This is a genomic window from Pseudoflavonifractor sp. MCC625 (assembly GCF_018784545.1).
Lineage (GTDB): Bacteria > Bacillota > Clostridia > Oscillospirales > Oscillospiraceae > Pseudoflavonifractor_A > Pseudoflavonifractor_A gallinarum.
The window spans coordinates 163,234-189,812 of sequence record NZ_WQOJ01000032.1 but is presented as its reverse complement, the minus strand read 5'-3'; the positions used below and the strand labels follow the sequence as shown (position 1 = coordinate 189,812).

The 26,579-nt window shown below is 60.6% G+C and carries 20 protein-coding genes; 19 read left to right on the top strand and 1 reads right to left on the bottom strand.

Features of this window, described 5'->3' with window-relative positions; all coding sequences use genetic code 11:
* The first annotated feature begins 310 nt into the window (after window positions 1-310).
* The 9 genes from rpoB (at window position 311) to GPK94_RS11580 (ending at window position 14,723) form a co-directional block, all read left to right on the top strand.
* Window positions 311-4,021 carry a DNA-directed RNA polymerase subunit beta gene (rpoB, locus tag GPK94_RS11620; protein ID WP_101693869.1) on the top strand — a complete coding sequence of 1,237 codons (3,711 nt, stop codon included), beginning with the start codon at window positions 311-313 and terminating at the stop codon, window positions 4,019-4,021.
* Window positions 4,022-4,046: 25 nt separating this feature from the next.
* A complete protein-coding gene (gene rpoC / locus GPK94_RS11615; RefSeq protein ID WP_252192606.1) occupies window positions 4,047-7,868 on the top strand; it encodes a DNA-directed RNA polymerase subunit beta' in 3,822 nt (1,273 codons plus the stop codon).
* Between the two features lie 286 nt (window positions 7,869-8,154).
* Window positions 8,155-8,403: a ribosomal L7Ae/L30e/S12e/Gadd45 family protein gene (locus GPK94_RS11610; RefSeq protein WP_101694023.1), complete on the top strand. Its 249-nt coding sequence runs from the start codon at window positions 8,155-8,157 to the stop codon at window positions 8,401-8,403.
* Window positions 8,404-8,469: 66 nt separating this feature from the next.
* Window positions 8,470-8,904, top strand: coding sequence for a 30S ribosomal protein S12 (gene rpsL, locus GPK94_RS11605; protein ID WP_101693868.1), 435 nt, complete (start codon window positions 8,470-8,472; stop codon window positions 8,902-8,904).
* Between the two features lie 209 nt (window positions 8,905-9,113).
* The gene (rpsG, locus tag GPK94_RS11600; RefSeq protein ID WP_180956904.1) at window positions 9,114-9,584 is read left to right on the top strand and encodes a 30S ribosomal protein S7; all 471 of its coding nucleotides are present in this window, start codon (window positions 9,114-9,116) and stop codon (window positions 9,582-9,584) included.
* A gap of 15 nt (window positions 9,585-9,599) precedes the next feature.
* Window positions 9,600-11,708 carry an elongation factor G gene (gene fusA, locus GPK94_RS11595; protein ID WP_215655873.1) on the top strand — a complete coding sequence of 703 codons (2,109 nt, stop codon included), beginning with the start codon at window positions 9,600-9,602 and terminating at the stop codon, window positions 11,706-11,708.
* 106 nt (window positions 11,709-11,814) lie between these two features.
* Complete coding sequence (tuf, locus tag GPK94_RS11590; protein WP_215655872.1) at window positions 11,815-13,014, top strand: elongation factor Tu; 1,200 nt, start codon at window positions 11,815-11,817, stop codon at window positions 13,012-13,014.
* A gap of 163 nt (window positions 13,015-13,177) precedes the next feature.
* Window positions 13,178-14,116, top strand: coding sequence for a mechanosensitive ion channel family protein (locus GPK94_RS11585; RefSeq protein ID WP_195278464.1), 939 nt, complete (start codon window positions 13,178-13,180; stop codon window positions 14,114-14,116).
* A 4-nt stretch (window positions 14,117-14,120) separates the two neighbouring features.
* Complete coding sequence (locus GPK94_RS11580) at window positions 14,121-14,723, top strand: hypothetical protein (protein ID WP_215655871.1); 603 nt, start codon at window positions 14,121-14,123, stop codon at window positions 14,721-14,723.
* 46 nt (window positions 14,724-14,769) lie between these two features.
* Here the strand turns inward: GPK94_RS11580 and GPK94_RS11575 are convergent, their stop codons facing one another.
* Window positions 14,770-15,246, bottom strand: a complete 477-nt coding sequence (locus GPK94_RS11575) for a DUF4830 domain-containing protein (protein WP_215655870.1) — start codon at window positions 15,244-15,246, stop codon at window positions 14,770-14,772.
* 120 nt (window positions 15,247-15,366) lie between these two features.
* On the opposite strand from GPK94_RS11575, the gene GPK94_RS11570 reads away from it, so the two are divergent.
* The 10 genes from GPK94_RS11570 to GPK94_RS11525 all read left to right on the top strand — a co-directional run bounded on the left by GPK94_RS11570 (window position 15,367) and on the right by GPK94_RS11525 (window position 26,577).
* Entirely contained in the window at window positions 15,367-16,104 is a 738-nt protein-coding gene (locus GPK94_RS11570) for a pseudouridine synthase (protein ID WP_215655869.1), read from the top strand.
* A gap of 152 nt (window positions 16,105-16,256) precedes the next feature.
* Window positions 16,257-17,348, top strand: a complete 1,092-nt coding sequence (locus GPK94_RS11565) for a helix-turn-helix domain-containing protein (protein ID WP_101693860.1) — start codon at window positions 16,257-16,259, stop codon at window positions 17,346-17,348.
* A 157-nt stretch (window positions 17,349-17,505) separates the two neighbouring features.
* The gene (gene ftsE / locus GPK94_RS11560; protein WP_101693859.1) at window positions 17,506-18,195 is read left to right on the top strand and encodes a cell division ATP-binding protein FtsE; all 690 of its coding nucleotides are present in this window, start codon (window positions 17,506-17,508) and stop codon (window positions 18,193-18,195) included.
* Window positions 18,182-19,069, top strand: coding sequence for a permease-like cell division protein FtsX (gene ftsX / locus GPK94_RS11555; protein ID WP_101693858.1), 888 nt, complete (start codon window positions 18,182-18,184; stop codon window positions 19,067-19,069). Before ftsE ends, ftsX begins: the two co-directional genes overlap by 14 nt.
* A gap of 19 nt (window positions 19,070-19,088) precedes the next feature.
* Window positions 19,089-20,357 carry a peptidoglycan DD-metalloendopeptidase family protein gene (locus GPK94_RS11550; protein ID WP_252192604.1) on the top strand — a complete coding sequence of 423 codons (1,269 nt, stop codon included), beginning with the start codon at window positions 19,089-19,091 and terminating at the stop codon, window positions 20,355-20,357.
* A 79-nt stretch (window positions 20,358-20,436) separates the two neighbouring features.
* Complete coding sequence (locus tag GPK94_RS11545) at window positions 20,437-21,621, top strand: S41 family peptidase (protein ID WP_215655867.1); 1,185 nt, start codon at window positions 20,437-20,439, stop codon at window positions 21,619-21,621.
* A gap of 40 nt (window positions 21,622-21,661) precedes the next feature.
* The gene (locus GPK94_RS11540; protein ID WP_215655866.1) at window positions 21,662-22,384 is read left to right on the top strand and encodes a hypothetical protein; all 723 of its coding nucleotides are present in this window, start codon (window positions 21,662-21,664) and stop codon (window positions 22,382-22,384) included.
* A gap of 114 nt (window positions 22,385-22,498) precedes the next feature.
* Window positions 22,499-22,978, top strand: coding sequence for a transcription elongation factor GreA (gene greA, locus GPK94_RS11535; RefSeq protein ID WP_101693853.1), 480 nt, complete (start codon window positions 22,499-22,501; stop codon window positions 22,976-22,978).
* A gap of 20 nt (window positions 22,979-22,998) precedes the next feature.
* The gene (gene lysS / locus GPK94_RS11530; RefSeq protein ID WP_186962916.1) at window positions 22,999-24,939 is read left to right on the top strand and encodes a lysine--tRNA ligase; all 1,941 of its coding nucleotides are present in this window, start codon (window positions 22,999-23,001) and stop codon (window positions 24,937-24,939) included.
* Window positions 24,940-25,200: 261 nt separating this feature from the next.
* Window positions 25,201-26,577, top strand: coding sequence for a potassium transporter TrkG (locus GPK94_RS11525; protein ID WP_252192603.1), 1,377 nt, complete (start codon window positions 25,201-25,203; stop codon window positions 26,575-26,577).
* Window positions 26,578-26,579: the final 2 nt, after the last annotated feature.

The following is a 26,579-nucleotide window of genomic DNA, read 5'->3' as shown; positions in this document are numbered from 1 at the left end:
CGTGGTATAATAGAGCGCTATTACAAATAGAGCATCCGATTTCGATACCATCCCATGTTATAGTGAGTATAACAGTTTCCACGGTGCTCCGCAAGGGGCGGTGGAACACAATTCGCCAACAACTCCGTGTGTGTCATTTTGGAGGCGGGACCTCCGCTTTGGCGGAAATGACGGAGTGAGGACGAGAAAAATCGGAACCTGACGCAGAAACAGGGCTCTCCGGTCCTCTGGGGCGGGGAGCAGGTACGAAAAGTTTGGACGGCTGTCCGAACGACCGCCAGATGCTAAGGGAAAGGAATGGTCATTCAGAATGGTCACAGACAGGATCAAAGACGTCTACTATGGCAAGACCCTCCGCAAGAGCTTTGCCCGCCACAAGGAAATCCTGGAGATGCCGAATCTGCTGGAGATCCAGAAGAAGTCCTACCAGTGGTTCCTGGACAAGGGACTGCGAGAGGTCTTCAAGGATGTCTCCTGCATTACCGACTACGCCGGTAATCTGGAGCTGTCCTTTATCGACTACTCCATGGACGAACCCCCCAAGTACAACGTGGAGGAGTGCAAGGCCCGGGACGCCACGTACGCCGCTCCCATCAAGGTCCGTGTGCGCCTGCGCAACAAGGAGACCGAGGAGATCAAGGAGCAGGAGATCTTCATGGGTGACTTCCCCATCATGACCCAGGGGGGCACCTTCGTCATCAACGGCGCCGAGCGCGTCATCGTCTCCCAGATCGTCCGCTCCCCCGGCATGTACTACTCCCGCACCGCCGACAAGGCCGACAACGTCACCTACGCCACCACCGTCATCCCCTACCGGGGCGCCTGGCTGGAGTATGAGACCGACCTGTCCGACGTGTTCTATGTCCGCATCGACAAGAACCGCAAGCTCCCCATCACCTGCCTGATCCGCGCCGTGGGTCCCAAGACCGACGCCGAGATCATCGAGATGTTCGGCGAGGATCCCCGTATCCTGGCCACCCTGGAGAAGGACACCTGCAAGACCTATGAGGAGGCCCTGCTGGAGATTTACCGCAAGCTCCGTCCCGGCGAGCCCCCCACGGTGGACTCCGCCGAGAGCCTGCTCAACGCCCTCTTCTTTGACCCCCGCCGCTACGACGTGTCCGCCGTGGGCCGCTACAAGTTCAACAAGAAGATGTCCATGGGTCCCCGTCTGACCAACCAGAAGCTGGCCCTCCCCGTGGTGGACCCCACCACCGGCGAGATCATCGCCGAGCCCGGCGAGGTCCTCACCCGTGAGCGGGCCCATGAGCTGGAGGACAAGGGTGTCAACGAGGCCGTGGTGGACGTGGACGGCACCATGGTGCGCGTGTTCGGCAACCACATGGTGGACATGTCCAAGTTCGTGGACTTTGACCCCGAGGAGTGCGGCGTCACCGAGCGGGTGCGCTACACTGTGCTCATGGAGCTGATGAATCAGTTCTCCGGCGAGGAGCTGAAGGACGCCATCAAGGATCACCTGGACGACCTGATCCCCAAGCACATCATCGTGGACGACATCATGGCGTCCATCAACTACCTCAACGCCCTGGCCTTCGGCGTGGGCACCCCCGACGACATTGACCACCTGGGCAACCGCCGCCTGCGCTGCGTGGGTGAGCTGCTCCAGAACCAGTTCCGCATCGGCTTCAGCCGCATGGAGCGCGTCATCCGTGAGCGCATGACCATCCAGGATCTGGACATCGTCACCCCCCAGTCCCTCATCAACATCCGTCCTGTCACCGCCTCCATCAAGGAGTTCTTCGGTTCCTCCCCCCTGAGCCAGTTCATGGACCAGACCAACCCCCTGGCCGAGCTGACCCACAAGCGCCGTCTGTCCGCCCTGGGCCCCGGCGGTCTGAGCCGTGACCGCGCCTCCTTCGATGTGCGAGACATCCACTACTCTCACTATGGCCGCCTGTGCCCCGTTGAGACCCCCGAAGGTCCCAACATCGGCCTGATCTCCTACCTCTCCGCCTATGCCCGGGTCAACCGCTTCGGCTTCATCGAGGCGCCCTACCGCAAGGTGGACAAGGAGACCGGCCGGGTCACCGACGAGATCCACTATATGACCGCCGATGTGGAGGACGAGTTCACCATCGCCCAGGCCACCGAGCCCATGGACGAGAACAACTGCTTCGTCAACGAGCGTATCACCTGCCGTCACCGCAACGAGATCGTCTCGGTGGCCGCCAACCAGGTGGACTACGTGGACGTGTCCCCCCAGATGATGTTCTCCGTGGCAACCGCCATGATCCCCTTCCTCCAGAACGACGACGCCAACCGTGCTCTGATGGGCGCCAACATGCAGCGTCAGGCTGTGCCTCTGCTGACCACCCAGGCCCCCATCGTGGCCACCGGTCAGGAGCACAAGAACTGCGTGGACTCCGAGGTCGCCATCCTGGCCGAGGAGGACGGCGAGGTCGTGAAGGTCTCTGCCCAGTATGTCTCCGTGCGCTATCAGAACCTGGGCCTCAAGGAGTATAAGCTCATCAAGTTCCTGCGCTCCAACCACGGCACCTGCATCAACCAGCGTCCCATCGTCAAGGCCGGCCAGAAGGTCAGCAAGGGCGAGGTCATCGTGGATGGCCCCTCCACCTGCAACGGCGAGATCGGCCTGGGCAAGAACATCCTCATGGGCTTCATGACCTGGGAAGGTTACAACTACGAGGACGCCATCCTGCTCAACGAGCGCATGGTCAAGGAGGACGTCTTTACCTCCATTCATATCGAGGAGTATGAGACCGAGTCCCGCGACACCAAGCTGGGCCCCGAGGAGATCACCCGGGACATCCCCAACGTGGGCGAGGACGCCCTGAAGGACCTGGACGAGCGCGGCATCATCCGCGTGGGCGCCGAGGTCCGCTCCGGCGACATCCTGGTGGGTAAGGTCACCCCCAAGGGCGAGACCGACCTCACCGCCGAGGAGCGCCTGCTGCGCGCCATCTTCGGTGAGAAGGCCCGCGAGGTCCGTGACACCTCCCTGAAGGTGCCCCACGGCGAGAGCGGCATCATCGTGGACGTGAAGGTCTTCACCCGCGAGGCCGGCGACGAGCTCTCTCCCGGCGTCAACGAGGTGGTCCGCGTCTACATCGCCCAGAAGCGTAAGATCAGCGTGGGCGACAAGATGGCCGGCCGCCACGGTAACAAGGGTGTTGTCTCCCGCATCATGCCCCAGGAGGATATGCCCTTCCTGCCCGACGGCACCCCGCTGGACATCGTTCTGAACCCCCTGGGCGTGCCTTCCCGTATGAACATCGGTCAGGTGCTGGAGGTCCATCTGGGCTACGCCGCCAAGACCCTGGGCTGGAAGGTGGCCACCCCCATCTTCAACGGCGCCGACGAGAAGGACATCGCCGAGGTCCTGACCATGGCCGGCCTGTCCCCCGACGGCAAGAGCTGGCTGTACGACGGCCGTACCGGCGAGCGGTTTGACAACCGCGTCACCGTTGGCTATGTGTACTTCCTCAAGCTCCACCACCTGGTGGATGATAAGATCCACGCCCGTTCCACCGGCCCCTACTCCCTGGTCACCCAGCAGCCTCTGGGCGGCAAGGCCCAGTTCGGCGGCCAGCGCTTCGGCGAAATGGAGGTGTGGGCTCTGGAGGCGTACGGCGCGGCCTACACCCTGCAGGAGATCCTCACCGTCAAGTCGGACGACGTCACCGGCCGTGTGCGCACCTACGAGGCCATTGTCAAGGGCCACAACGTGCCCAAGCCCGGCGTGCCCGAGTCCTTCAAGGTTCTGGTTAAGGAGCTGCAGTCCCTGTGCCTGGATATGAAGGTGCTGGACGAGAACGGCGCTGAGATCGAGCTCAAGGATGACGAAGAGGACAACTACCAGCCCGATCGCATCCGGGACGACGACGACTTCTACAGCTACCGCGAGGGCGACGCCGAGTCCGAGTTCGCGGCCGCCGGCTTCACCCTGAAGGCCGAGAGTGACGACGACGACCTGGCTGTGAGCGACGACGAGAGCGTCGCGTCTGACGACGACGCGTTCCTGGACGACCAGGACATGTAAGAGAGAGGGAGGAACGATCTATTCTATGAGTTACGCTGAGTTTGACGCCATCCAAATCGGCATTGCCTCCCCGGAGAAGATCCGCGAGTGGTCTTACGGCGAGGTCAAGAAGCCGGAGACCATCAACTACCGCACCCTCAAGCCCGAGCGCGACGGCCTGTTCTGCGAGCGCATCTTTGGCCCCACCAAGGACTGGGAGTGTCACTGCGGTAAATATAAGAAGATCCGCTATAAGGGCAAGATCTGTGACCGCTGCGGCGTCGAGGTGACCCGCGCCAAGGTCCGCCGTGAGCGCATGGGCCACATCGAGCTGGCCGCCCCTGTGTCCCACATCTGGTATTTCAAGGGTATCCCCTCCCGGATGGGCCTGCTGCTGGACATCTCTCCCCGTATTCTGGAGAAGGTGCTCTACTTCGCCAGCTATATCGTCACCGATCCCGGCTTCTCTCCTCTGGCCAAGAACCAGATCCTCTCCGAGAAGGAGTACCGCGACATGCGGGAGAAGTACGAGGACGACTTCGAGGCCGGCATGGGCGCCGAGGCCGTGAAGAAGCTCCTGCAGGACATCGATCTGGAGCAGCTCTCCGAGCAGCTCCGGGCCGAGCTGAAGGACGCCTCCGGCCAGAAGAAGATGCGCATCGTCAAGCGCCTGGAAGTGGTGGATGCCTTCCGGATCTCCGGCAACAAGCCTGAGTGGATGATCATTGACGTGCTGCCCGTCATTCCCCCGGAGCTGCGCCCCATGGTGCAGCTGGACGGCGGCCGCTTCGCCACCTCTGACCTGAACGACCTGTATCGCCGGGTCATCAACCGCAACAACCGCCTCAAGCGCCTCATCCAGCTCAACGCGCCCGACATCATCGTGCGCAACGAGAAGCGGATGCTCCAGGAGGCGGTGGACGCCCTCATCGACAACGGCCGCCGCGGCCGTGCCGTCACCGGCGCCAACAACCGCGCCCTCAAGTCCCTGAGCGACATGCTCAAGGGTAAGCAGGGCCGCTTCCGCCAGAACCTGCTGGGCAAGCGCGTGGACTACTCCGGCCGTTCCGTTATCGTGGTCGGCCCCGAGATGAAGATCTATCAGTGCGGCCTGCCCAAGGAGATGGCCATTGAGCTCTTCCGTCCCTTCGTCATGAAGAAGCTGGTGGAGGACGGCGTGGCCAACAACATCAAGTCCGCCAAGAAGATGGTGGACAAGGGCAAGGCCGAGGTGTGGGACGCCCTGGAGTTTGTCATCAAGGAGCATCCCGTCATGCTCAACCGCGCCCCCACGCTGCACCGACTGGGCATCCAGGCCTTTGAGCCCGTGCTGGTCGAGGGCCGCGCCATCAAGCTCCACCCCCTGGTGTGTACCGCCTTTAACGCCGACTTCGACGGCGACCAGATGGCTGTTCACGTCCCCCTGTCCGCCGAGGCCCAGACCGAGGCCCGGGTGCTCATGCTCTCGGCCAACAACCTGCTGCGGCCCCAGGACGGCGGCCCCGTCACCGTGCCCACCCAGGACATGGTGCTGGGTTCCTACTACCTGACCTTTGAGCGCTATCCCGCCCACGACCCCGAGGAGGTCTATGAGGACTGCGCGGCTGTCCGCGCCGCCCTGGCCGAGGGGAAGATCACCGTGGCCGACATGGTGTGGGTGAAGAATCCCGGCTCTCTGGACGACATCCCCACCGTGGCCGACATCGCCGCCAATACCCCCGACGGGGAGCTCCCCCGGGAGTGCCTGCCGGTGTACGGCAGCGACAATGAGGCCCGCCTGGCCTATGACGAGGGCGAGCTGGAGCTGCACGTGCCCATCATGGTCCGCCGCAGCATGGAGGTCGACGGCGTGGAGCAGCACAAGATGGTGCGCACCACCGTGGGCCGCCTGATCTTCAACGAGGGCATCCCCCAGGATCTGGGCTTTGTGGACCGCACCAACCCCGAGACCATGTTCGAGCCCGAGATCAACTTCATCACCGGCAAGAAGCAGCTGGGCAAGATCATCGACAAGTGCATCACCAAGCACGGCTTCACCGTTTCCGCCGGCGTGCTGGATACCATCAAGGCCAAGGGCTACAAGTTCTCCACCCGCGGCTCCCTGACCGTCTCCATCTACGACATGACCATCCCCGAGAAGAAGTACGGCATGATCGCCGATACCGAGAAGGAGATCGTCAAGATCGAGCGTCAGTACAAGCGCGGCTTCCTGACCAACGAGGAGCGCTACCGCCTGGTGGTGTCCGCCTGGGAGAAGACTACTGCCGACGTGTCTAACGCCCTGATGGAGGGCCTGGACCGCTACAACCCCATCTGGATGATGGCCGACTCCGGCGCCCGTGGTAGCTCCGCTCAGATCCGTCAGCTGGCCGGTATGCGCGGCCTGATGGCCGATACCTCCGGCCGTACCATCGAGATCCCCATCAAGTCCAACTTCCGTGAAGGTCTGTCCGTGCTGGAGTACTTCATCTCCGCTCGAGGCGCCCGTAAGGGTATGGCCGATACCGCTCTGCGTACCGCCGACTCGGGTTACCTGACCCGCCGTCTGGTGGACGTGTCCCAGGAAGTGATCATCCGCGAGCACGACTGTGGTACCGACGACGGCATCATGGTCTCCGAGATCAGCGAGAACGGCCAGGTCATCGAGACCTTCGGCGAGCGCCTCAAGGGCCGCTATCCCGTGGAGGACATCTGCGATCCCAAGACCGGCGAAGTCCTCATCTCCAAGGACCGCATGATGGTGCCCGACGACGCCGCCATGCTGGAGGAGCACGGTATCCACGCCGTGAAGATCCGCTCCGTGCTGACCTGCCGCGCCCGCAGCGGAGTATGTTCCAAGTGCTACGGCATCAACCTGGCCATCGGCGAGCCGGTGGGCGAGGGCGAGGCCGTCGGCATCATCGCCGCTCAGTCCATCGGTGAGCCCGGTACCCAGCTGACCATGCGTACCTTCCACACCGGCGGCGTCGCCGGCGGCGATATCACCCAGGGTCTTCCCCGCGTCGAGGAACTCTTCGAGTCCCGTCGGCCCAAGAAGATGGCCCAGCTGGCCGAGATCGGCGGCCGGGTGTCCATCGAGGAGACCAAGCGCAATTCCATGTGCAACCTGAGCATCACCGCCCCCGACGGCGAGGTGGTCACCTATCCGCTGCCCTACAGCGCGGGCATCCGCGTGAAGGACGGCGAGACCGTGGAGAAGGGCTTCGCACTTACCGAGGGCGCCCTCTATCCCCAGGACGTCATCCGCATCCGGGGTGTCCACGCGGTGTACGACTACCTGATCCGCGAGGTCCAGAAGCCCTACCGTCAGCAGGGCGTTGACATCAACGACAAGCACATCGAGGTCATCTGCCGTCAGATGATGCGCAAGGTGCGGGTCGAGGACGCCGGCGATTCCAACCTGCTCTCCGGCTCCACCGTGGAGCTCATCGAGTTTGAGGACGCCAAGGAGGCGGTCCAGAAGCGCATCGACGCCGGCGAGACCAACGACGGCATGGAGCTGCGCCTCCCCACCGCCACCCGCCTGCTGATGGGTATCACCAAGGCCTCTCTGGCCACCGAGTCCTTCCTGTCCGCCGCCTCCTTCCAGGAGACCACCAAGGTCCTCACCGAGGCCGCCATCAAGGGCAAGGTGGACCACCTGCTGGGCCTGAAGGAGAACGTCATCATCGGTAAGCTCATCCCGGCCGGCTCCGGTCTGTCGGTCTACCGCAAGTATGACAAGATCGAGGACGAGTGCACCTGCGGCTGCGAGCATGAGCACAGCCACGAGGAGAGCGCCCCCGAGCAGGCCGATGAGATCGTCGGCATCGCCCCCATGGAGGAGGAGATCCTCTCCATCACCATGGATGAGGGCGCGGAAGACTGATCACACAGTCCATTGATCTGACCGTTTATCAAAAGGCTCCGGAGCCATGCTCCGGGGCCTTTTGTCCGTCTTGAAAAGACGTATGGGTCGCCCAAAGAGAGAAAGAACACTCCATCCGGCGATTTGACGGGGAAAAGCGTGGAAAAAGGAGAAAAAAACAGAGCTTTTTTGCTTGACGGATGGGGTTTCCTATGCTATAATTCAAAATCGCGCAGGTGTACCTGCCGCAGACAGGAAATACCCCGTTATGCGGTGTTTCCAAGTGCAACGACAGGAGGCGTGCATGGTGCTGACTCAACTGAAAACAGGCCCCAAGGTCGTGGGTGTGAAGCAGACCAAGCGCGCGCTGGGCGACGGCAGAGCGGCCAGAGTTTTTCTGGCAGAAGACGCCGATCCCCGTGTCATTGAACCGGTAGAGACCCTCTGCCGGGAGCGCGGTGTACCTGTGGAGCGCGTGCCCCATATGAAGGAACTGGGCACGGCCTGCGGCATTGCGGTGGGTTCCGCCGTGGCCGCACTATTAACTGGGTTTTAACGGAATCATCTTCGGAGATTCGGTTAAAATAATACAATCAACCCATTAAGAAAGGAGGAACTACTCATGCCTACTTTTAATCAGCTCGTGCGCAAGGGACGTCAGGCTGCGACCTACAAGTCCAACTCTCCCGCCATGCAGTACGGCCTGAACACCCTGAAGAATCGTGAGACCGATCTGCCCTCTCCCCAGAAGCGAGGTGTCTGCACCGCGGTCCGTACGGCTACTCCTAAGAAGCCTAACTCCGCTCTGCGTAAGATCGCTCGTGTGCGTCTGACCAACGGCTACGAGGTCACCGCCTACATTCCCGGTGTCGGCCACAACCTGCAGGAGCACTCCGTGGTCATGATCCGCGGCGGCCGTGTTAAGGACCTGCCCGGCGTTCGTTACCACATCATCCGCGGCACTCTGGATACCCAGGGCGTCAATGGTCGTATGCAGGCCCGTTCCAAGTACGGCGCCAAGCGTCCCAAGGCCGGCAAGGGCGGCGCGAAGAAGTAATCTTCCGCAGGGATGCATGCACACCGGCGCGGAATGCGCCACATTTGAATTGCATTGTGCGCTTATGCGCAAGGCAAATCGCCTTGCCGAGCGTTTACCATATAGGGTAGACCTCGGACAGGCACTGGACAAGCAGGCACTTGTCTTTACACGGGCCGCATGAGCGGTTCGAGTACCTATGAAATCATACTATGAAGGAGGGAAGCAAAGTGCCCAGAAGAGGTAATGTACCCAAGCGGGAGGTTCTGCCTGATCCGCTTTATAACTCCGTCCTGGTGACCAAGCTCGTCAACAGCATCATGCTGGATGGCAAGAAGGGCGTGGCCCAGAAGGTGGTCTACAGCGCTTTCGATATCATCAAGGAGAAGACCGAGAAGGATCCTCTGGAGGTCTTCACTGCCGCTCTGGAGAACATCATGCCGTCCCTGGAGGTCAAGGCCCGTCGTGTCGGCGGCGCCACCTATCAGGTGCCCATCGAGGTTCGTCCCGAGCGCCGTCAGACCCTTGGTCTGCGCTGGCTGACCAATTACTCCCGCGCCCGCAGCGAGAAGACCATGAAGGAGCGTCTGGCTGGCGAGATCATGGACGCCGCCAACAACCTGGGTTCCGCTGTCAAGAAGCGCGAGGACACCCACAAGATGGCCGAGTCCAACAAGGCCTTCGCTCACTACCGCTGGTAAGGAGGGTAACAGCATATGGCTAGAAAGGTTACCCTGGAAAATACCCGCAACATCGGCATCATGGCTCACATCGATGCCGGTAAGACCACTACCACCGAGCGCATCCTGTTCTACACCGGTGTTAACTACAAGATCGGTGAGACCCATGATGGTACCGCCACCATGGACTGGATGGCTCAGGAGCAGGAGCGCGGCATCACCATCACCTCCGCTGCTACCACCTGCTACTGGAAGGGTTCCAAGGATCAGTTCCCCCAGACCCGTATCAACATCATTGATACCCCGGGTCACGTGGACTTCACCGTCGAGGTGGAGCGCTCCCTGCGCGTGCTGGACGGCTCTGTGACCGTTATGTGCGCCAAGGGCGGCGTTGAGCCCCAGTCTGAGACTGTGTGGCGTCAGGCCGACCACTACAAGGTCCCCCGCATGATCTACGTCAATAAGATGGACATCATGGGCGCTGACTTCTACAACGTGCTGAACATGATCCACGACCGCCTCAAGTGCAACGCCGTGCCCATTCAGCTCCCCATTGGCTCCGAGGATACCTTCAAGGGCATCATCGACCTGGTGGAGATGAACGCCGACATCTACTACGATGATCTGGGCAAGGATATGCGCGTGGAGGAGATCCCCGCTGACATGATGGAGCTGGCTCAGGAGTACCGCACCAAGCTCATCGACGCTGTCGCTGACATCGACGACGAGATCATGGAGCTGGCCCTGGAGGAGCAGCCCATCCCCGTGGAGAAGATCCGCGCTGCCCTGCGCCACGGCACCATCGAGAACCTGCTGGTTCCCGTGACCTGTGGTACTTCTTACAAGAACAAGGGTGTGCAGAAGCTGCTCGACGCCATCGTCGACTTCATGCCCTCCCCCCTGGACATCCCCGCCATCAAGGGCGTGGATCCCGACACCGAGGAAGAGGACGAGCGTCCCGCCGACGACTCCGCCCCCTTCTCCGCGCTGGCCTTCAAGATCATGACTGACCCCTACGTGGGCCGTCTGTCCTTCTTCCGTGTGTACTCCGGTACTCTGAGCACCGGTTCTTCCGTGCTCAACTCCACCAAGAAGCAGAAGGAGCGCATCGGCCGCATCCTGCAGATGCACGCCAACCACCGCGAGGACATCGAGGTCGTGTACTCCGGCGACATTGCCGCCGCCGTGGGTCTGAAGAACACCACCACCGGTGATACCCTCTGCGATGAGAAGGCTCCCATCATTCTGGAGTCCATGGAGTTCCCCGAGCCCGTTATCCGCGTCGCCATCGAGCCCAAGACCAAGGCTGGTCAGGAGAAGATGGGCCTGGCGCTGGTGAAGCTGGCCGAAGAGGACCCCACCTTTAAGACCTACACCGATGAGGAGACCGGTCAGACCATCATCGCCGGCATGGGCGAGCTCCACCTGGAGATCATCGTCGACCGTCTGCTCCGCGAGTTCAAGGTCGAGGCCAACGTGGGCGCGCCCCAGGTTGCCTACAAGGAGACCATCAAGAAGTCTGTCGAGCAGGATACCAAGTATGCCCGTCAGTCCGGCGGTAAGGGCCAGTACGGTCACGTCCGCATCAAGATCGAGCCCAACGAGCCCGGCAAGGGTTACGAGTTCCTCAACGAGATCACCGGCGGCGTCATCCCCAAGGAGTATATCCCCGCGGTCGACGCCGGTATCCAGGGCGCCATGCAGGCGGGTATCCTGGCCGGTTACCCCGTCGTGGACGTGAAGGTCCACCTGACCTTCGGCTCCTACCACGAGGTCGACTCCTCTGAAATGGCGTTTAAGATCGCCGGTTCCATGGCCTTCAAGGAGGCCTGCCGCAAGGCTGACGCCGTGCTGCTGGAGCCTGTGATGAAGGTTTCCGTCATCGTGCCCGACGAGTATCTGGGCAACGTGATCGGCGACCTGACCAGCCGCCGCGGCATGATCCAGGGTCAGGAGAGCCGTCCCGGCGCCACCCAGGTGGATGCCCTGGTGCCTCTGGCCAGCATGTTCGGCTATGCTACGGACCTGCGTTCTTCCACTCAGGGCCGCGGCCAGTACTCCATGGAGCCTCACAGCTATGTGGAGATTCCCAAGAGCATTGCTGAGAAGATCATTGCTGAGCGCGGCCGCAAGGACGCTGAGTAAGCAGGTCTAAAAATGAGGTTGCATTTTATCCATTCCTAGGATAAAATAGCATCATCATCCCATCTTTTTCAATGTATTTGATTTGAATTTAAGGAGGATATCAAACATGGCTAAGCAGAAGTTTGAGCGCACTAAGCCCCATGTCAACATCGGCACCATCGGCCACGTTGACCACGGCAAGACCACCCTGACCGCCGCCATCACCAAGTACCTGGCTCTGAAGGGTCAGGCTCAGTACGAGGACTACTCCAGCATCGATAAGGCTCCCGAGGAGCGCGAGCGCGGCATCACCATCAACACCGCTCACGTTGAGTACGAGACCGACAAGCGTCACTATGCTCACGTTGACTGCCCGGGCCACGCCGACTATATCAAGAACATGATCACCGGTGCTGCCCAGATGGACGGCGCTATCCTGGTTATCGCTGCTACCGACGGCCCCATGGCTCAGACCAAGGAGCACATCCTGCTGGCCCGTCAGGTCGGCGTGCCCGCCATGGTCGTGTTCCTGAACAAGTGCGACCAGGTCGACGACGAGGAGCTGCTGGAGCTGGTTGAGATGGAGGTCCGCGAGACCCTGTCCAGCTATGAGTTCCCCGGCGATGACATCCCCGTCATCAAGGGTTCCGCTCTGAACGCTCTGACCTGCGAGGGCGGCGTGGACGATCCCGACTACGCCTGCATCAAGGAGCTGATGGACGCTGTCGACAGCTACATCCCCACTCCTGACCGCAAGGCTGACCTGCCCTTCCTGATGCCCGTCGAGGACGTCTTCACCATCACCGGCCGCGGCACCGTGGCCACTGGCCGTGTTGAGCGTGGCCAGATCAAGATGGGCGAGGAAGTCGAGATCGTGGGTCTGTCCGACGAGAAGAAGAAGACCACCGTTACCGGCATCGAGATGTTCCGCAAGCTGCTGGACTACGCTGAGGCTGGCGACAACATCGGCACCCTGCTGCGCGGCATTGCCAAGACCGACGTCGAGCGCGGTCAGGTTCTGTGCAAGCCCGGCTCCATTCACCCCCACACCAAGTTCGTGGGCCAGGTGTACGTCCTGAGCAAGGACGAGGGCGGCCGTCACACCCCCTTCTTCAACAACTATCGTCCTCAGTTCTACTTCCGTACCACCGACGTGACCGGCGTCATCACCCTGCCCGAGGGCACCGAGATGTGCATGCCCGGCGATAACGTCGACATGAAGGTCGAGCTGATCACCCCCATCGCCATCGAGAAGGGCCTGCGCTTCGCTATCCGCGAGGGCGGCCGTACCGTTGGTTCCGGCGTCGTCATCGACATCGAGGAGTAATTTAAGCTCTTTCAGAGCGGCGGTCCTTAGGGACCGCCGCTCTTTTTTTTACTGAACGGCTGGGTGGACAGACTTTGACAGAAACTTGCCCTTTCCATCAAATTATGATACACTGTGTTTCCTGGAAATCAGATTATGAGTCTTTGGAAAGGAGTCGAATCAGATGTCTGCTACACCCATTCCATCGCCCAGTGCAACCGCTGGACCGGTGGATGAGATTTTGGATACCGCGGGAAGTTCTGTAACCGATGTGATCAATGAAGTGGTTGATTCCACCGGACTGGCGCCCATCCTGAAGGATTTTACCGGACTGACCCCTGCAAGACTGATCTCATTAGCACTCCTGATCGTATGCTGTCTTGCCGTGATCAAGGTGATCCAGCATTTTCTGAATCGGATTTTGGAGCGCGGGAAGATCGAAAAGAGCCTGCATACCTTTTTGCGGACCAGTGTGAACATCCTGCTCTGGTTCCTGTTTGCGCTGATTGTGGCCAGCGCCCTGAACATCGACGTGACCTCTCTGGTGGCGGTGTTGAGCGTGGTAGGCCTAGCCATTTCCCTGGCCGTACAGGGGAGCTTGTCCAATCTGGCGGGAGGGATCCAGGTCCTGCTGTCCAAGCCCTTTAAAGTGGGGGACTACATCGAGACCAACAGCGTCAGCGGAACGGTGGCGGAGATCAGCATGTCCCACACCAAGCTGGTGACGGTGGATAACAAGATCATTTTTGTGCCCAACAGTGAGATCTCGGCGGCCAAGATCGTCAACTATAACGCCCAGGAGAACCGCCGGGTGGATCTTACCTTCAATACCTCCTATGATGACACCACGGAGGCGGTGATCGGGGCCATTCGGGGTGTGATCGATGCCCATCCGATGGCGCTCTCCGATCCGGAGCCCTTTGTGCGCCTGTCGGCCTTCCGGGACAGCTCGGTGGAATATACGGTGCGGGTCTGGTGCCGGACGGAGGATTACTGGTCTCTCTATTTTGACCTGCTGGAGCAGGTACGTGCGGCCTTTGACCGCGCGGGGATTGATTTGACCTATCCGCATCTCAACCTCCACGTGCTGGAGGGGAAGAGCGGATCGGAAAGGAGTTCATAATCACATGACAAAAAATCGCGCCCTGAACCAGGGATTGCAGCTGCTGCTGGCGGCGGAAGGGCTTCAGCTCCTGCTGGGCCTGGCCAATCTGGTGGGATTGACCCAGCTGTTCTTCTCCGGATTTTTGAGCCTGGGATGCATGGCGATGACACTGGCGGGGCTGTACACCCTGCGCAGTGTTGACGGGTCCTATCAGCTGGCCTTCCACTTTTCCATTGCCAATGTGGTTGTGGTCTTTGCCGGTTCGATCGCGGCCTCTATTCTGGGAGTGATGATCACCCTTGAGATCCTTCCGGTACTGGTGCTCCTCCTCAGCTGCATCGCACAGATCCTGGTCTGTCTGGTGGTCCGCTTCTGCTGCCGGGCTACGTGCGGACAGCTGATGGAGCGGAGAGCGGACGGCCTGGCGGCGCAGGGAGAGCAGGCGGCGCTGCTCTATATCATCGTAACCGCTGTGGCGGTCTTCAGCTATGTGCTGAGCCTGCTGCCCACACCGGCCGGCGTCATGCGCTTTGTGACCATCCTGGCCAATGTGCTGCTGCTGACGGCCATGGGAATGTACGTCAAATTCCTCTTTTTGAGCATGAAGACCCTTGCAGTGGAATAGAAAAATGTTCCAGGAACTCGTTCCTGGAACATTTTTTATGGAATTTTCAGGTAGGCATGGTCAGGCCGTGGATAAAGCCGCCCAGTGCGTTGGACAATACGTCCCCGCCGATCACGGTGTTTCGATAGAGGAGCAGACCGGCCTGAACACCGCTCTCTCCCGTTGGATAGTTGGTGACGGCATACGTATAGCGTTTGACCCGCTTTCCGCGGTATTTGGTCAGGTCAAAGCCCTGTTGTGCCTGAAGATCCAGATATTGGGTGTATGTGTCGTCAAATTCGTCCGGGATCTGCAGTTCCTCCACCGAGATGGGCTCGGGGGAGACCTCCCAGCCATAGGAGGCCAGATAGGCGATCCGATCCTCGTTGGTTTTGATCCCCTTGCCGCTGACCGTGGCGGAGGCCTCCGCATCCTGCGTCTGCAAAGCCGCCACACCTGTCAGCACACAGCCGCAGATCAGCACGGCGGCCGCAACGCCGGCGACGATGCGCCCCCGGCTGAGCCGAGTCGTCCAAATAAACACAGCGCAACGCTCCTTTCCATTCTTTGTCTCTATGGATATGTGCACCCGGAAAAAAATATGATACAATAGCACCGATTGGATCTCGCGCCGGAAGGCGATGGAAGAAACGGAGCAAGGAACATGGAACGACTGGATAAGATCCTCTCTGGCACGGGACGCTGGTCCCGGCGGGAGGTCAAAGAGCTGGTGCGCGCCGGCCGGGTGACGGTGAATGGAAGCAAGGCGTGCTCTGCGGAGGAAAAATACGACCGGGAGGGGCTGGTGCTGGAGGTGGACGGCCTCCCGGTCTCCGGGGAGAAGTATACCTATCTCATGCTGCACAAGCCGGGAGGGGTGGTCTCTGCCACCGAGGACCCACGGCAGAAGACCGTGCTGGATCTGCTGCCGCCCCACCTGAAGCGGATCGGGCTCTTTCCGGCCGGGCGGCTGGACCGGGATACGGAGGGACTGCTGCTGCTGACCAATGACGGGGCGCTGGCCCACGATTTGCTCTCCCCGCGCAAGCATGTGGACAAGACCTACTTTGTGCGGGTTGACGGGGCGCTGAACCAGGAGGATTGCGCAGCCTTTGCCGCCGGGATGAAGCTGGAGGATGGACTGGAATGCCTGCCCGCCGGTCTGGAGCGCCTGGAGCGCCCGGATGAGGGGATCGTCACCCTGCGGGAGGGAAAGTACCACCAGATCAAGCGAATGCTGGAGGATCGGGGGAAGCCGGTGGTCTATCTCAAGCGCCTGACCATGGGGCCTCTGATGCTGGACCCGTCGCTGGAGAAGGGACAATGGCGCCCTCTGTCAGCGGAGGAAGTACAGGCACTGCGGGAGCATGGGCCCCGCGCGGGCAGAAAGGAAACGCTGTAGTTCGGCATTTTCCACAAAAAACTTTACACAACCTATTGAAAAGAGAAAAAAAAGCCGCTATAATAGTTCCATATGAGTGAAATGGTAGAAATGCGTGTGAATTTTTGAGAAGGGTTCCCAACGCAAGTACAAAGTTTAGGGGGGCATTGTAAATGTCTAGCAGGATTTTTCAAAGCGTCGTTCTCCAAATGAAGGACAGCACGGACCGGGCCATCGGCGTGATCGACTCCGAGGGAACGGTGGTCGCCTGCAACGAGCTTACCTGCATTGGCGAGCGTTGGCCTGGTGTGGTAGAGGCGGTCAACAGTGGTGAGGGCAACGCCGTGGCCTATGAGGGCCGCACCTTCAAGACCCTGACCGGCTGGGGCTCCCAGTTTGACTATGCCGCCTTTGTCCGTGGAGATGACGCCGAGGCAAAGCTGGTGTGCTCCATGGCGGTGGTGGCCCTCAATGGCGCCAAGACCTATTATGAGGAAAAGCACGACAAGGCGACTTTTATCAAGAATATTATTTCGGACAACATTCTTCTGGGCGATATCTATGTCCGGGCCAAGGAGCTTCATTTTGTCTCCGAGCTGCCCCGGGCCGTGTTCCTGATCCGTCAGGTGGAGAGCAATGATGTGGCCGCCATCGACGTGGTGCAGAATCTCTTCCCCGACAAGCAGACCGACTTTGTGCTCTCCATCAGCGAGACCGACGTGGCCCTCATCAAGCAGCTCAACGAGGGGACCGAGGGCAAGGACCTCTACAAGATCGCCAAGCAGGTGGAAGAGGCCATCACCGAGGAGCTCAACATCAAGGTGGTCATCGGTATCGGCACCATCGTGGGGCACATCCGGGATCTGGCCCGCGCCTACAAGGAGGCCCAGGTGGCCATCGAGGTGGGCAAGGTCTTTGACACTGAGAAGTCCATCATCAACTACGAGAACCTGGGTATCGGCCGCCTGATTTATCAGCTGCCCACCACCCTGTGTGAGATGTTCCTGCAGGAGGTCTTTAAGAAGAATCCCATTGACGCGCTGGATCAGGAGACCCTCTTTACCATCAACAAGTTCTTTGAGAACAACCTGAACGTGTCCGAGACCGCCCGGAAGCTCTTCGTCCACCGGAATACCCTGGTCTACCGCCTGGAGAAGATCAAGAAGCTCACCGGTCTGGACCTGCGGGAGTTCGACGACGCCATCACCTTCAAGGTGGCCCTGATGGTCAAGAAGTACCTCATCTCCCGCGGCATCGACAACTGAGCATGAGAAGTCTGCGGACCGCTGCGGCGTGACAGCGCCCGGGATCCGCGGCAATACCGGCAGAGCCGGATATGGAACGATGCAGAATACAGAAACACAGGAGCACTCTGTATTCTGCATTCTTCTTATACAGTTCCTTTACATAAAAGAGGTAGTTATGATTCGTTTTATCGATATCTATAAGGCCTATGACAATGGGACCAAGGCATTGAAGGGCATTTCCATGCGCATTGACGACGGGGAATTTGTCTTTCTGGTCGGGCCCTCCGGTTCGGGAAAGTCCACCATCATCAAGCTGATCACGGCGGAGGTGGCCCCCACCGATGGACGTCTCATGGTCAACGGCTATAACCTGAACACCATCCGGCCCAGACAGGTGCCCTATATGCGCCGGACTCTGGGTGTCATCTTTCAGGACTTCCGCCTGATCGAGAAGAAGAGCATCTACGACAATCTGGTCTTTGCCATGCGGGCCGTGGGCGCCTCCCCCCGGGAGATCAAGAAGCGCATCGCCTACGTGCTGGAGCTGGTGGGACTGGACACCAAAGCCGACCGGCGGCCGGATGAGCTCTCGGGCGGCGAACAGCAGCGCGTGGCCATCGCCCGGGCACTGGTCAACAATCCCAGCATGATCATCGCGGACGAGCCCACGGGAAACCTGGACCCCCAGCGCTCACTGGAGATCATGATGCTGCTGGAGAAGATCAATGAGCTTGGCACCACCGTGCTGGTGGTCACCCATGAGAAGGAGCTGGTCAACCGCTTTGCCAAGCGGGTGATCGCCATCGAAAACGGACGGATCATCAGCGACGGAATGGGCGGGTATTACGACAATGAGACGATTTAATATTGGTTACTTTTTTGTAGAGGGCTTTCAGAGCATCTTTACCCATGGACTGATGTCCTTTGCGGCGGTGTGTATGATCATCTGCTGTCTGCTGATCATGGGTTCCTTCTCTCTGGTGGCGGTCAACCTGGACAATATGCTGGGGGACTTCGAGAAACAGAATGAGTTTCTGGCCTACATCGACGAGACCTACACCGAGGAACAGGCCCGTGCCCTGGAGGAACAGATTCTGGCGATACCCAATGTGGCGTCGGCAGAATTTATGAGCCGGGGGCAGGCCAAAGAGGAATTTGCCGCCAAGCAGGAGGAGACCGAACTCTTTGAGAGCCTGCCCGATACGGTGCTGCGGGACCGCTTCCGGATCCATGTGAACGATCTCAACCAGCTTCGACAGACGGTGGAGCAGGTGAAGGGGATTACCGGCGTGGCGGAGACCAGCGCGGCCTATGAGGTTGCGGAGGGCTTCACCGTGGTGCGCAACGTGGCAAGCGGCGTGGCGGTGATCCTGGTGGCCATTTTGCTGCTGGTCTCTCTCTTCATCATCACCAACACCATCAAGCTGGCCACCTTCAACCGCCGGGAGGAGATCGCCATCATGAAGATGTGCGGCGCCACCAACGGATTTGTGCGCTGGCCCTTTGTGTTTGAGGGATTGATCCTGGGACTGGTGGGCGCGCTGCTGGCCTACCTCATCCAGTGGGGCGTGTATACCCTCATCGGAAAGGCCATCAATGCGTCGGACACCATGCAGCTCATCACCATTCTGCCCTTTGAGCAGATGGCCATGATGGTGCTGGGCGTCTTCCTGGGCACCGGTTTTGTGATCGGTGTGGGAGGAAGCTTGATGGCGATCCGTAAGTTCCTTCAGGTTTAATACAAGGAGTAATATGTCTATGGCGAAGCAGACAAGAAAGAAACCGGAAAAGGAGAAGTGGGGCGTTCACCGCGTGGTGGTGGCAGGGCTTGCGCTGCTGATGGCGGCGCTGATGATTCTGCCCATGGTCAGCATGATCGTCAGCGGCACGGCCGGCGCAGTGAGCCAGTCGGAGATCGACAAGCTCAAGCAGGAGCAGCAGGCCTCCAAAGACCGCCAGGAGGAGCTCAAGCAGGAGCTGAACGACCTTAAGAACGATCAGGCGGATGCCCAGGCCAAGCGGAACATCCTTCAGCAGCAGCTGGAGGCCATCAACACGGAGCTGACCAACATCCAGAACCAGATCACCTATTATGACGGCGAGATCGCCCAGAAGGAAGCCGAGCGGGTGGAGGCTGTGGCCCGGGAAGAGGCCCAGTACGAGCTCTTCTGCCAGCGGGTGCGGGCCATGGAGGAGGGCGGAAATGTCTCCTACTGGTCCATCATCTTCCAGGCGGAGGACTTTACCGATCTGCTGGACCGGATCAACATGGTCGATGAGATCATGAGCTATGACCAGGCCGTCATGGACGAGCTGGTGGCCACCCGTAAGCAGATCGAGACCCTCAAGGCCGATCTGGAGACGGCACGCGCCGAGCAGGAGGCCAAGAAAGCGGAGCAGGAGGCCAAAAAGGCCGAGCAGAAGCAGAAGGTGGCCGAGGCCCAGGCACTGCTGGATCAGATCAACGCCGACGCCGCTGAGGTCAACCGTCAGCTGGAGGCTGAGAGCGCGGCGGCCGCTGAGATCCAGCAGGAGATCGTGGAAAAGCAGAAGAAGCTGGAGGAAGAGCGCAAGCAGAACAACATCGTTCTGGACCCGGGCGGCGACTATCTGTGGCCCCTGCCCGGCTACTATAAGCTCACTTCTGCCTTTGGCTACCGGATCCATCCCATCACCAACCGGCCCCAGAGCCACACGGGCATTGACATCCCGGCGCCCGGCGGCACGGCCATCAAGGCCTGCAAGGGCGGACAGGTGGTCACGTCGGCCTATCACAGTTCCTACGGAAACTATGTGGTCATCGACCACGGCAACGGCAACTCCACTCTCTATGCCCACATGAGCAGCCGGGCGGTGTCCGAGGGACAGATGGTGAGCCAGGGACAGGTCATCGGCTATGTGGGAACCACGGGTTCCTCCACCGGAAACCATCTGCATCTGGAGATCCGGGTCAACTACACCCGGACCGACCCGGAGAAGTGCTTCCCGGGACTGTATAACTCGTTTGTACGCGCATATAACTGGTAAGCTGTCATAGAATAGAGCACGAAGGAGGGGAGCGCGGGATCCGCGCTCCCCTCTGTTTCATCCGGCAAGGAGGTCCGCTATGGAAGAAAAAAGAAAGCAGAAAAAACGCTTTGGCGTGGGCGCTCTCATCGGTACGGCTGCCGCCACGCTGGTGGTGACGCTGATCGTGCTGGGATGCGCGGCATGGCTGGTGCTGGGACGGGATGGACTCTCCCTGCTCCAGGGGATCACGCTGGTCAAGACCCAGTTCGTGGGGGAGAAGACGGAGGAGGTGACCGATCAGGCCCTGTCCGGCATGATCGAGGGCCTGGGAGACCGCTGGTCCTATTATCTGGACGAGGAGGCATACCAGGCCGAGCAGGAGCGCCGGGCCAATGTCTATGTGGGCATCGGCGTCACCGTGGACTACACCAGCGAAGCGGGACTGACCATCCGCGCCGTGGTGCCGGGCGGCTCGGCCGAGGAGGCGGGGCTGGTCGAGGGCGAGATCATCACCGCGGTGGACGGCGAGGATATTGCCGGAGAGGCGCGGTATGAGGCCCCCGACCGCATCGCGGGAGAAGAGGGGAGCACCGTCCGTCTCACCGTCCAGGGCTTAGATGGGAACCGTCGGGAGGTGGAGCTGGTGCGCAAGAGCATCCAGACCGACCCGGTCTCCTACGAGTACCTGGAGAACGGCGTGGGCTATGTCAAGCTCTCCAACTTCTTTGCGGGAAGCGCCGACCGGGTGAAGGAGGCCGTCACCGACCTTCAGAGCCAGGGGGCCACCGCGCTGGTCTTTGATATGCGGGACAACGGAGGCGGCTATCTGGATGAGCTCATTCCCATGCTGGATTTCCTGCTGCCGGAGGGCCCCATCTTCCAGACTCGCAGCCACACCGGCGCGGAAAAGATCTATGAATCGGACGCGGCATGTGTGGACCTCCCCATGGCGGTGCTGGTCAATGAGAATACATACAGCGCGGCGGAGATCTTTGCCGCCGAGCTCCAGGAGGAGGGGGCGGCCGTGGTGATTGGGACCCCCACCAGCGGAAAGGGATACTCCCAGCAGCTCTTTCCCCTGCTCAACGGGGGCGCTCTGGGGATCTCCACCGCTGAGTATTTTACCGGCAACGGTGTGAGCCTCATCGGAACCGGACTGCACCTGGACCGGGAGATTGCCCTTTCCGAGGAGGATCAGGCCGAGTTCACGGCCGGGGTGCTGCCTCTGGCGGAAGACGAGCAGTTCCAGGCGGCTCTGGAGCTGTTGGGGATCGCGGCATAAGATGAGATTCTGCTGCATACCCTCCCTCTGAGGTGAGGGTATGATCGGTTGGATGGTCCTGGAAGAGCGGCGGGGCTGGAGAAGCACGGTGGAAGAGGTGCGCCTGGAAGGACTGCGGGTATGCCGTGCCGGTATTCCTGCGCCCGCCGCGCTCTCCCCCGCGGCCCGGAACCGGCGGGTGAAGCGGGGCGCGCAGCTCCTGCGGAAAGCGGGCTGCCGCCGCTGCCTCACGCCGCCGGGCTTCCCGCTCTGGGACCTTTTGCACGAGAGCGGCTTGCAGGCAGTGGACCCCGGCGGGCTCTGCCAGGCCCTGGCCGCCCGGCTGGCGGGGACCTACCTGGCGGAGCACGGGGTCCCGGAGACCGGGGCCACAGTGACCCTTCTGGGCAGCCGGGTGGACCGGAGCCTCTTTGACGCGGCCTGCACCCTGGTCCCCCGGGTCCGCCGCCTGGTGATCCGGGCGGGCGAGGAGGGACGGGAGCTGGCCCAGTGGCTGGAGCGGGAGTACGGCATCCCGGTGCTGGAGAACGGAAGGGGCGCCCAGGTGCGCCTCTGGTTCACGCCGCCGGAGGGGGAGACCGGACCGGAGGATCTGGTGCTGTGCGCCCCCGGGCTCTCCCTGGGCGGACTGGAACTCCATCCCATGCGTCCGGTACCGGATGAAGTGGAGGTACACGCCTTTGCGGCGCTGCTCTGGGAAGAGGGGCGGCTTGCGCTGGAGGACATAGAAATATCTTCCAGTGCGGCGGCGCAAATGACTTGACAGGACCGGACAAACTACATATAATGTATAAACACAAAATGATAGTCTGGAGGATTGCGAGCCGGAGACGGCTCATTTCTCATATTTCCGGCGAAAAGAAAGGTGTGCACGGCAATGGCAAAAGAATATAAGCTGAGCCCCGAGCGCTTTGAAAAGCTGAAAGAGGAGCTCAATTATCTCAAGACGGTGCGTGAGAAGGAAGTGGCCGATCAGATCAAGGAGGCCCGCTCCTTCGGCGACCTGTCCGAGAACAGCGAGTACGACGAGGCGAAAAACGAGCAGGGCAAGCTCTACTCCCGCATTGCGGAGGTGGAGAACATCCTGGCCAACTGCATCGTCATTGAGGACGAGCACAGCGACGACACCACCATGGTCCGGCTGGGCAGCCGCATCACGGTGCTGGACAAGGAGTTTGAGGAAGAGGTCCAGTATGAGGTGGTGGGCTCTCAGGAGGCCGACCCCATGAACGGCCTGATCTCCGAGGACTCCCCCTTCGGCAAGGCGCTGCTGGGCAAGGCCGTGGGCGACGAGGTGGAGGTGGAGGCCCCCGCCGGCACCCTGTACTATAAGATCCTGAACATTCAGAAGGCATAAAAGAGAGGAAGAACAGACGCATGAGTGAAGAGAAGAAGAATCCCCAGCAGGAGGAGCCCTCTCTGTCTGAGCTGCTTCAGATTCGGCGCGCCAAGCTCAAGGAGCTCCAGGACGCCGGCGAGGATCCCTTCCAGCAGACCCGCTTTCCGGTAACTGCCCACAGCACCGAGATCCGGGAGAATTTTGAGGCGATGGAGGGCCAGATCAAGGCCATCGCCGGACGTCTCATGTCCAAGCGCGGCATGGGCAAGGCCGTGTTCTGCGACCTGCAGGACGGACAGGGCCGCATCCAGATCTATGTCCGCATCGACGAGCTGGGCGAGGAGGCCTTTGCCAAGTTCAAGAAGGTGGATATCGGCGACATCGTGGGCGTGGAGGGCGAAGTGTTCCGCACCAAGCGGGGCGAGATCTCCGTGAAGGCCCACTCGGTCACCCTGCTCTCCAAGTCCCTGCTGCCCCTGCCGGAGAAGTTCCACGGTCTGACCGACCGGGAGACCCGGTACCGTCAGCGCTATGTGGACCTCATCATGAATCCCGAGGTGCGCCGGGCCTTTGTCATCCGCTCCAAGTTCATTCAGCATGTGCGCAGCTTCCTGGACAACCGGGGCTATATGGAAGTGGAGACCCCCGTGCTCAACACCATCTCCGGCGGCGCCACGGCCCGTCCCTTCATCACCCATCACAACACCCTGGACATCGACATGTACATGCGCATCGCCACCGAGCTGCCCCTCAAGCGCCTGGTGGTGGGCGGCATGGAGCGGGTGTATGAGATCGGCCGCATCTTCCGCAACGAGGGCATGGACCCCAAGCACAACCCCGAGTTCACCACGGTGGAGCTCTATGAGGCCTATGCCGACTTCAACGATATGATGGACCTCTTTGAGGACCTGCTCTCCTCTGCCGCGGACAAGATCCTGGGCACCTACGATGTGGAGTGGCAGGGAGAGAAGATCTGCCTGGCGCCCGGCTGGCCCCGCCTGACCATGGCCGAGGCGGTCAAGAAGTACACGGGCCTTGACTTTATGGCGGTCTCCGACGACGCCGAGGCGGTGGCCATGGCCAAGTCCATCGGTGTGGAGCTGCCCGAGACGGCCGATCCCACCTGGGGCAACGCCCTCTACGAGTGCTTTGACCAGAAGGTGGAGGAGAAGCTGATCCAGCCCACCTTTATCACCATGCATCCCGTGGACGTCTCCCCCCTGGCCAAGCGCTCCCCCAAGGACCCCCGCCTCACCGAGCGCTTTGAGCTGTTCATCTGCCACAGTGAGATGGGCAACGCCTTCTCCGAGCTCAACGATCCCATTGACCAGCGCGGCCGCTTCCAGAAGCAGGTCGAGCTGCGCGCCAAGGGCGACGATGAGGCCGGCATGATGGATGAAGACTATATCACCGCCCTGGAGTACGGTCTGCCCCCCACGGGCGGCCTGGGCATCGGCATCGACCGCTGCGTGATGCTGCTGACCAACAGCGATTCTATCCGGGACGTCATCCTCTTCCCCACCATGAAGCCCCTGGATAAGAAGGACACCTCCGCCAAGGCCGAGAAGCGGGCCGAGCCGGTGGTGGTCACCGACGAGAAGATCGATTTCTCCAAGGTGGAGATCGAGCCCCTCTTCCAGGATTTCGTGGACTTTGAGACCTTTGCCAAGTCCGACTTCCGGGCCGTCAAGGTCAAGGACTGCACCGCTGTGCCCAAGAGCAAGAAGCTGCTGAAGTTCGTTCTGGACGACGGCACCGGCACCGACCGGGTGATCCTGAGCGGCATCCACGACACCTATGAGCCGGAGGAGCTGCTGGGCAAGACCCTCATCGCCATCACGAACCTTCCGCCCCGGAAGATGATGGGGATCGACTCCTGCGGCATGATCATCTCCGCGGTCCATCATGAGGAGGGCGTGGAGAAGCTCCACTGCCTGATGGTGGATCCGCACATTCCGGCGGGCGCGAAGCTCTATTAAGGGCGCGATGATCCGGTCTCTGAAACGGCGGGGGATGGAAACGAATGACGATCACATACGCATAGGAGTACTTCCCACCATGAAACATCTGGACTGATTCAGAGATTCTGGAGGCCGTGCCTGGTCCCGGGCGCGGCCTTTCGTCGGTATGGGAGCAGGACATGCTCCCATACCGCGACCAAAGCGGCCTGTCGGTGTGTGTGGACAGGCCAGTACGGTCCAGGCTGTGCCGGACCGGGAGAGAAAGGCCGATCAGATATTATGAGTATTACCATTCGCGCACGCAATCTGCTGCTCAGTAAACGAGGGATGAATCCCACGCGCATCGTGGCAGCATCCTTTGGGTGCATCATCCTGCTGGGCGCACTGCTGCTGACCCTTCCCATCGCCTCGCGCAGCGGGATGAGCGTCGGTTTTTTTGACGCACTGTTTACCGCCACCTCAGCCACCTGCGTCACCGGACTCATTACCGTGGATACCTGGGTCCAGTGGAGCCTCTTTGGGCAGATCATCATCATTATGATGATCCAGCTGGGGGGCCTTGGCTTTATGACCCTCATCACCATGGTGTCCTTTGCGCTCCACCGCCGCATCGGCCTGTCGGAGCGGCTCATCATGGTGTCCACCTTCAACCTCAACGATCTGGATGGTGTGGTGCGCATGGTACGCCATGCGCTCATGGGCACCTTTCTGATCGAGGGGGTGGGGGCGGTGATCCTCTCCATCTGCTTCATTCCAACCTTTGGACTGCTCCGGGGGATCTGGCATGGCATCTTCCACGCCATCTCCGCATTCTGCAACGCGGGCTTTGATCTGATGGGCGGAGAGTACGGCCCCTTTTCCAGTATGATCGGGGCGAACCATCACCCGGTCATACTGCTCACCACGGCCGCCCTCATCATCATCGGCGGCCTGGGATTTTTCGTCTGGGAGGATGTGGTGCGCAGCCGGTGCTGGCGCAAGCTCTCCCTGTACAGCAAGCTGGTGCTGGTGATGACGGCGGGACTGCTGCTCTTCGGCACCGTCTTTACCCTGCTGGCGGAATACCACAATCCCGCCACGCTGGGGAACATGCCCCTGTGGCAGAAACTGCTCAACGCCTTTTTCCAGTCCACCACCCTGCGTACAGCCGGCTTTGACGCGCTGGGACAGGGCGGGCTCCACGACAACACCAAGGCCATTTCGGTGGTGCTCATGCTGGTGGGCGGTTCGTCGGGCTCCACCGCGGGCGGTATCAAGACTGTGACGCTGGCGGTGCTCATGCTGGCTCTGCGGGCGGGGCTGAAGGGGAAGGAGCAGGTGACCCTGCGGGGCCGGGCCATCTCCTATCAGCGGGTCATCAATGCCATGACCCTGACGCTGGTGGTGATCACGCTATTTCTGACCGGGTCCATCATCCTCTCCTCGGTGGAGAGCCTGCCCTACATCGACTGCGCCTTCGAAGTGGCGTCGGCACTAGGTACGGTGGGCCTGACCACCGGCATCACCGCGCATCTCTCCCGTTTTTCCCAGGCAGTGCTTGTCCTGTTTATGTATCTGGGCCGTGTGGGCGTGCTTTCGTTCTCCATCGCATTCCTGACCCGGCGTAAAAAACTGGCCAAGATCCAGTATCCCAATGTGGACATTATGATCGGATAAAA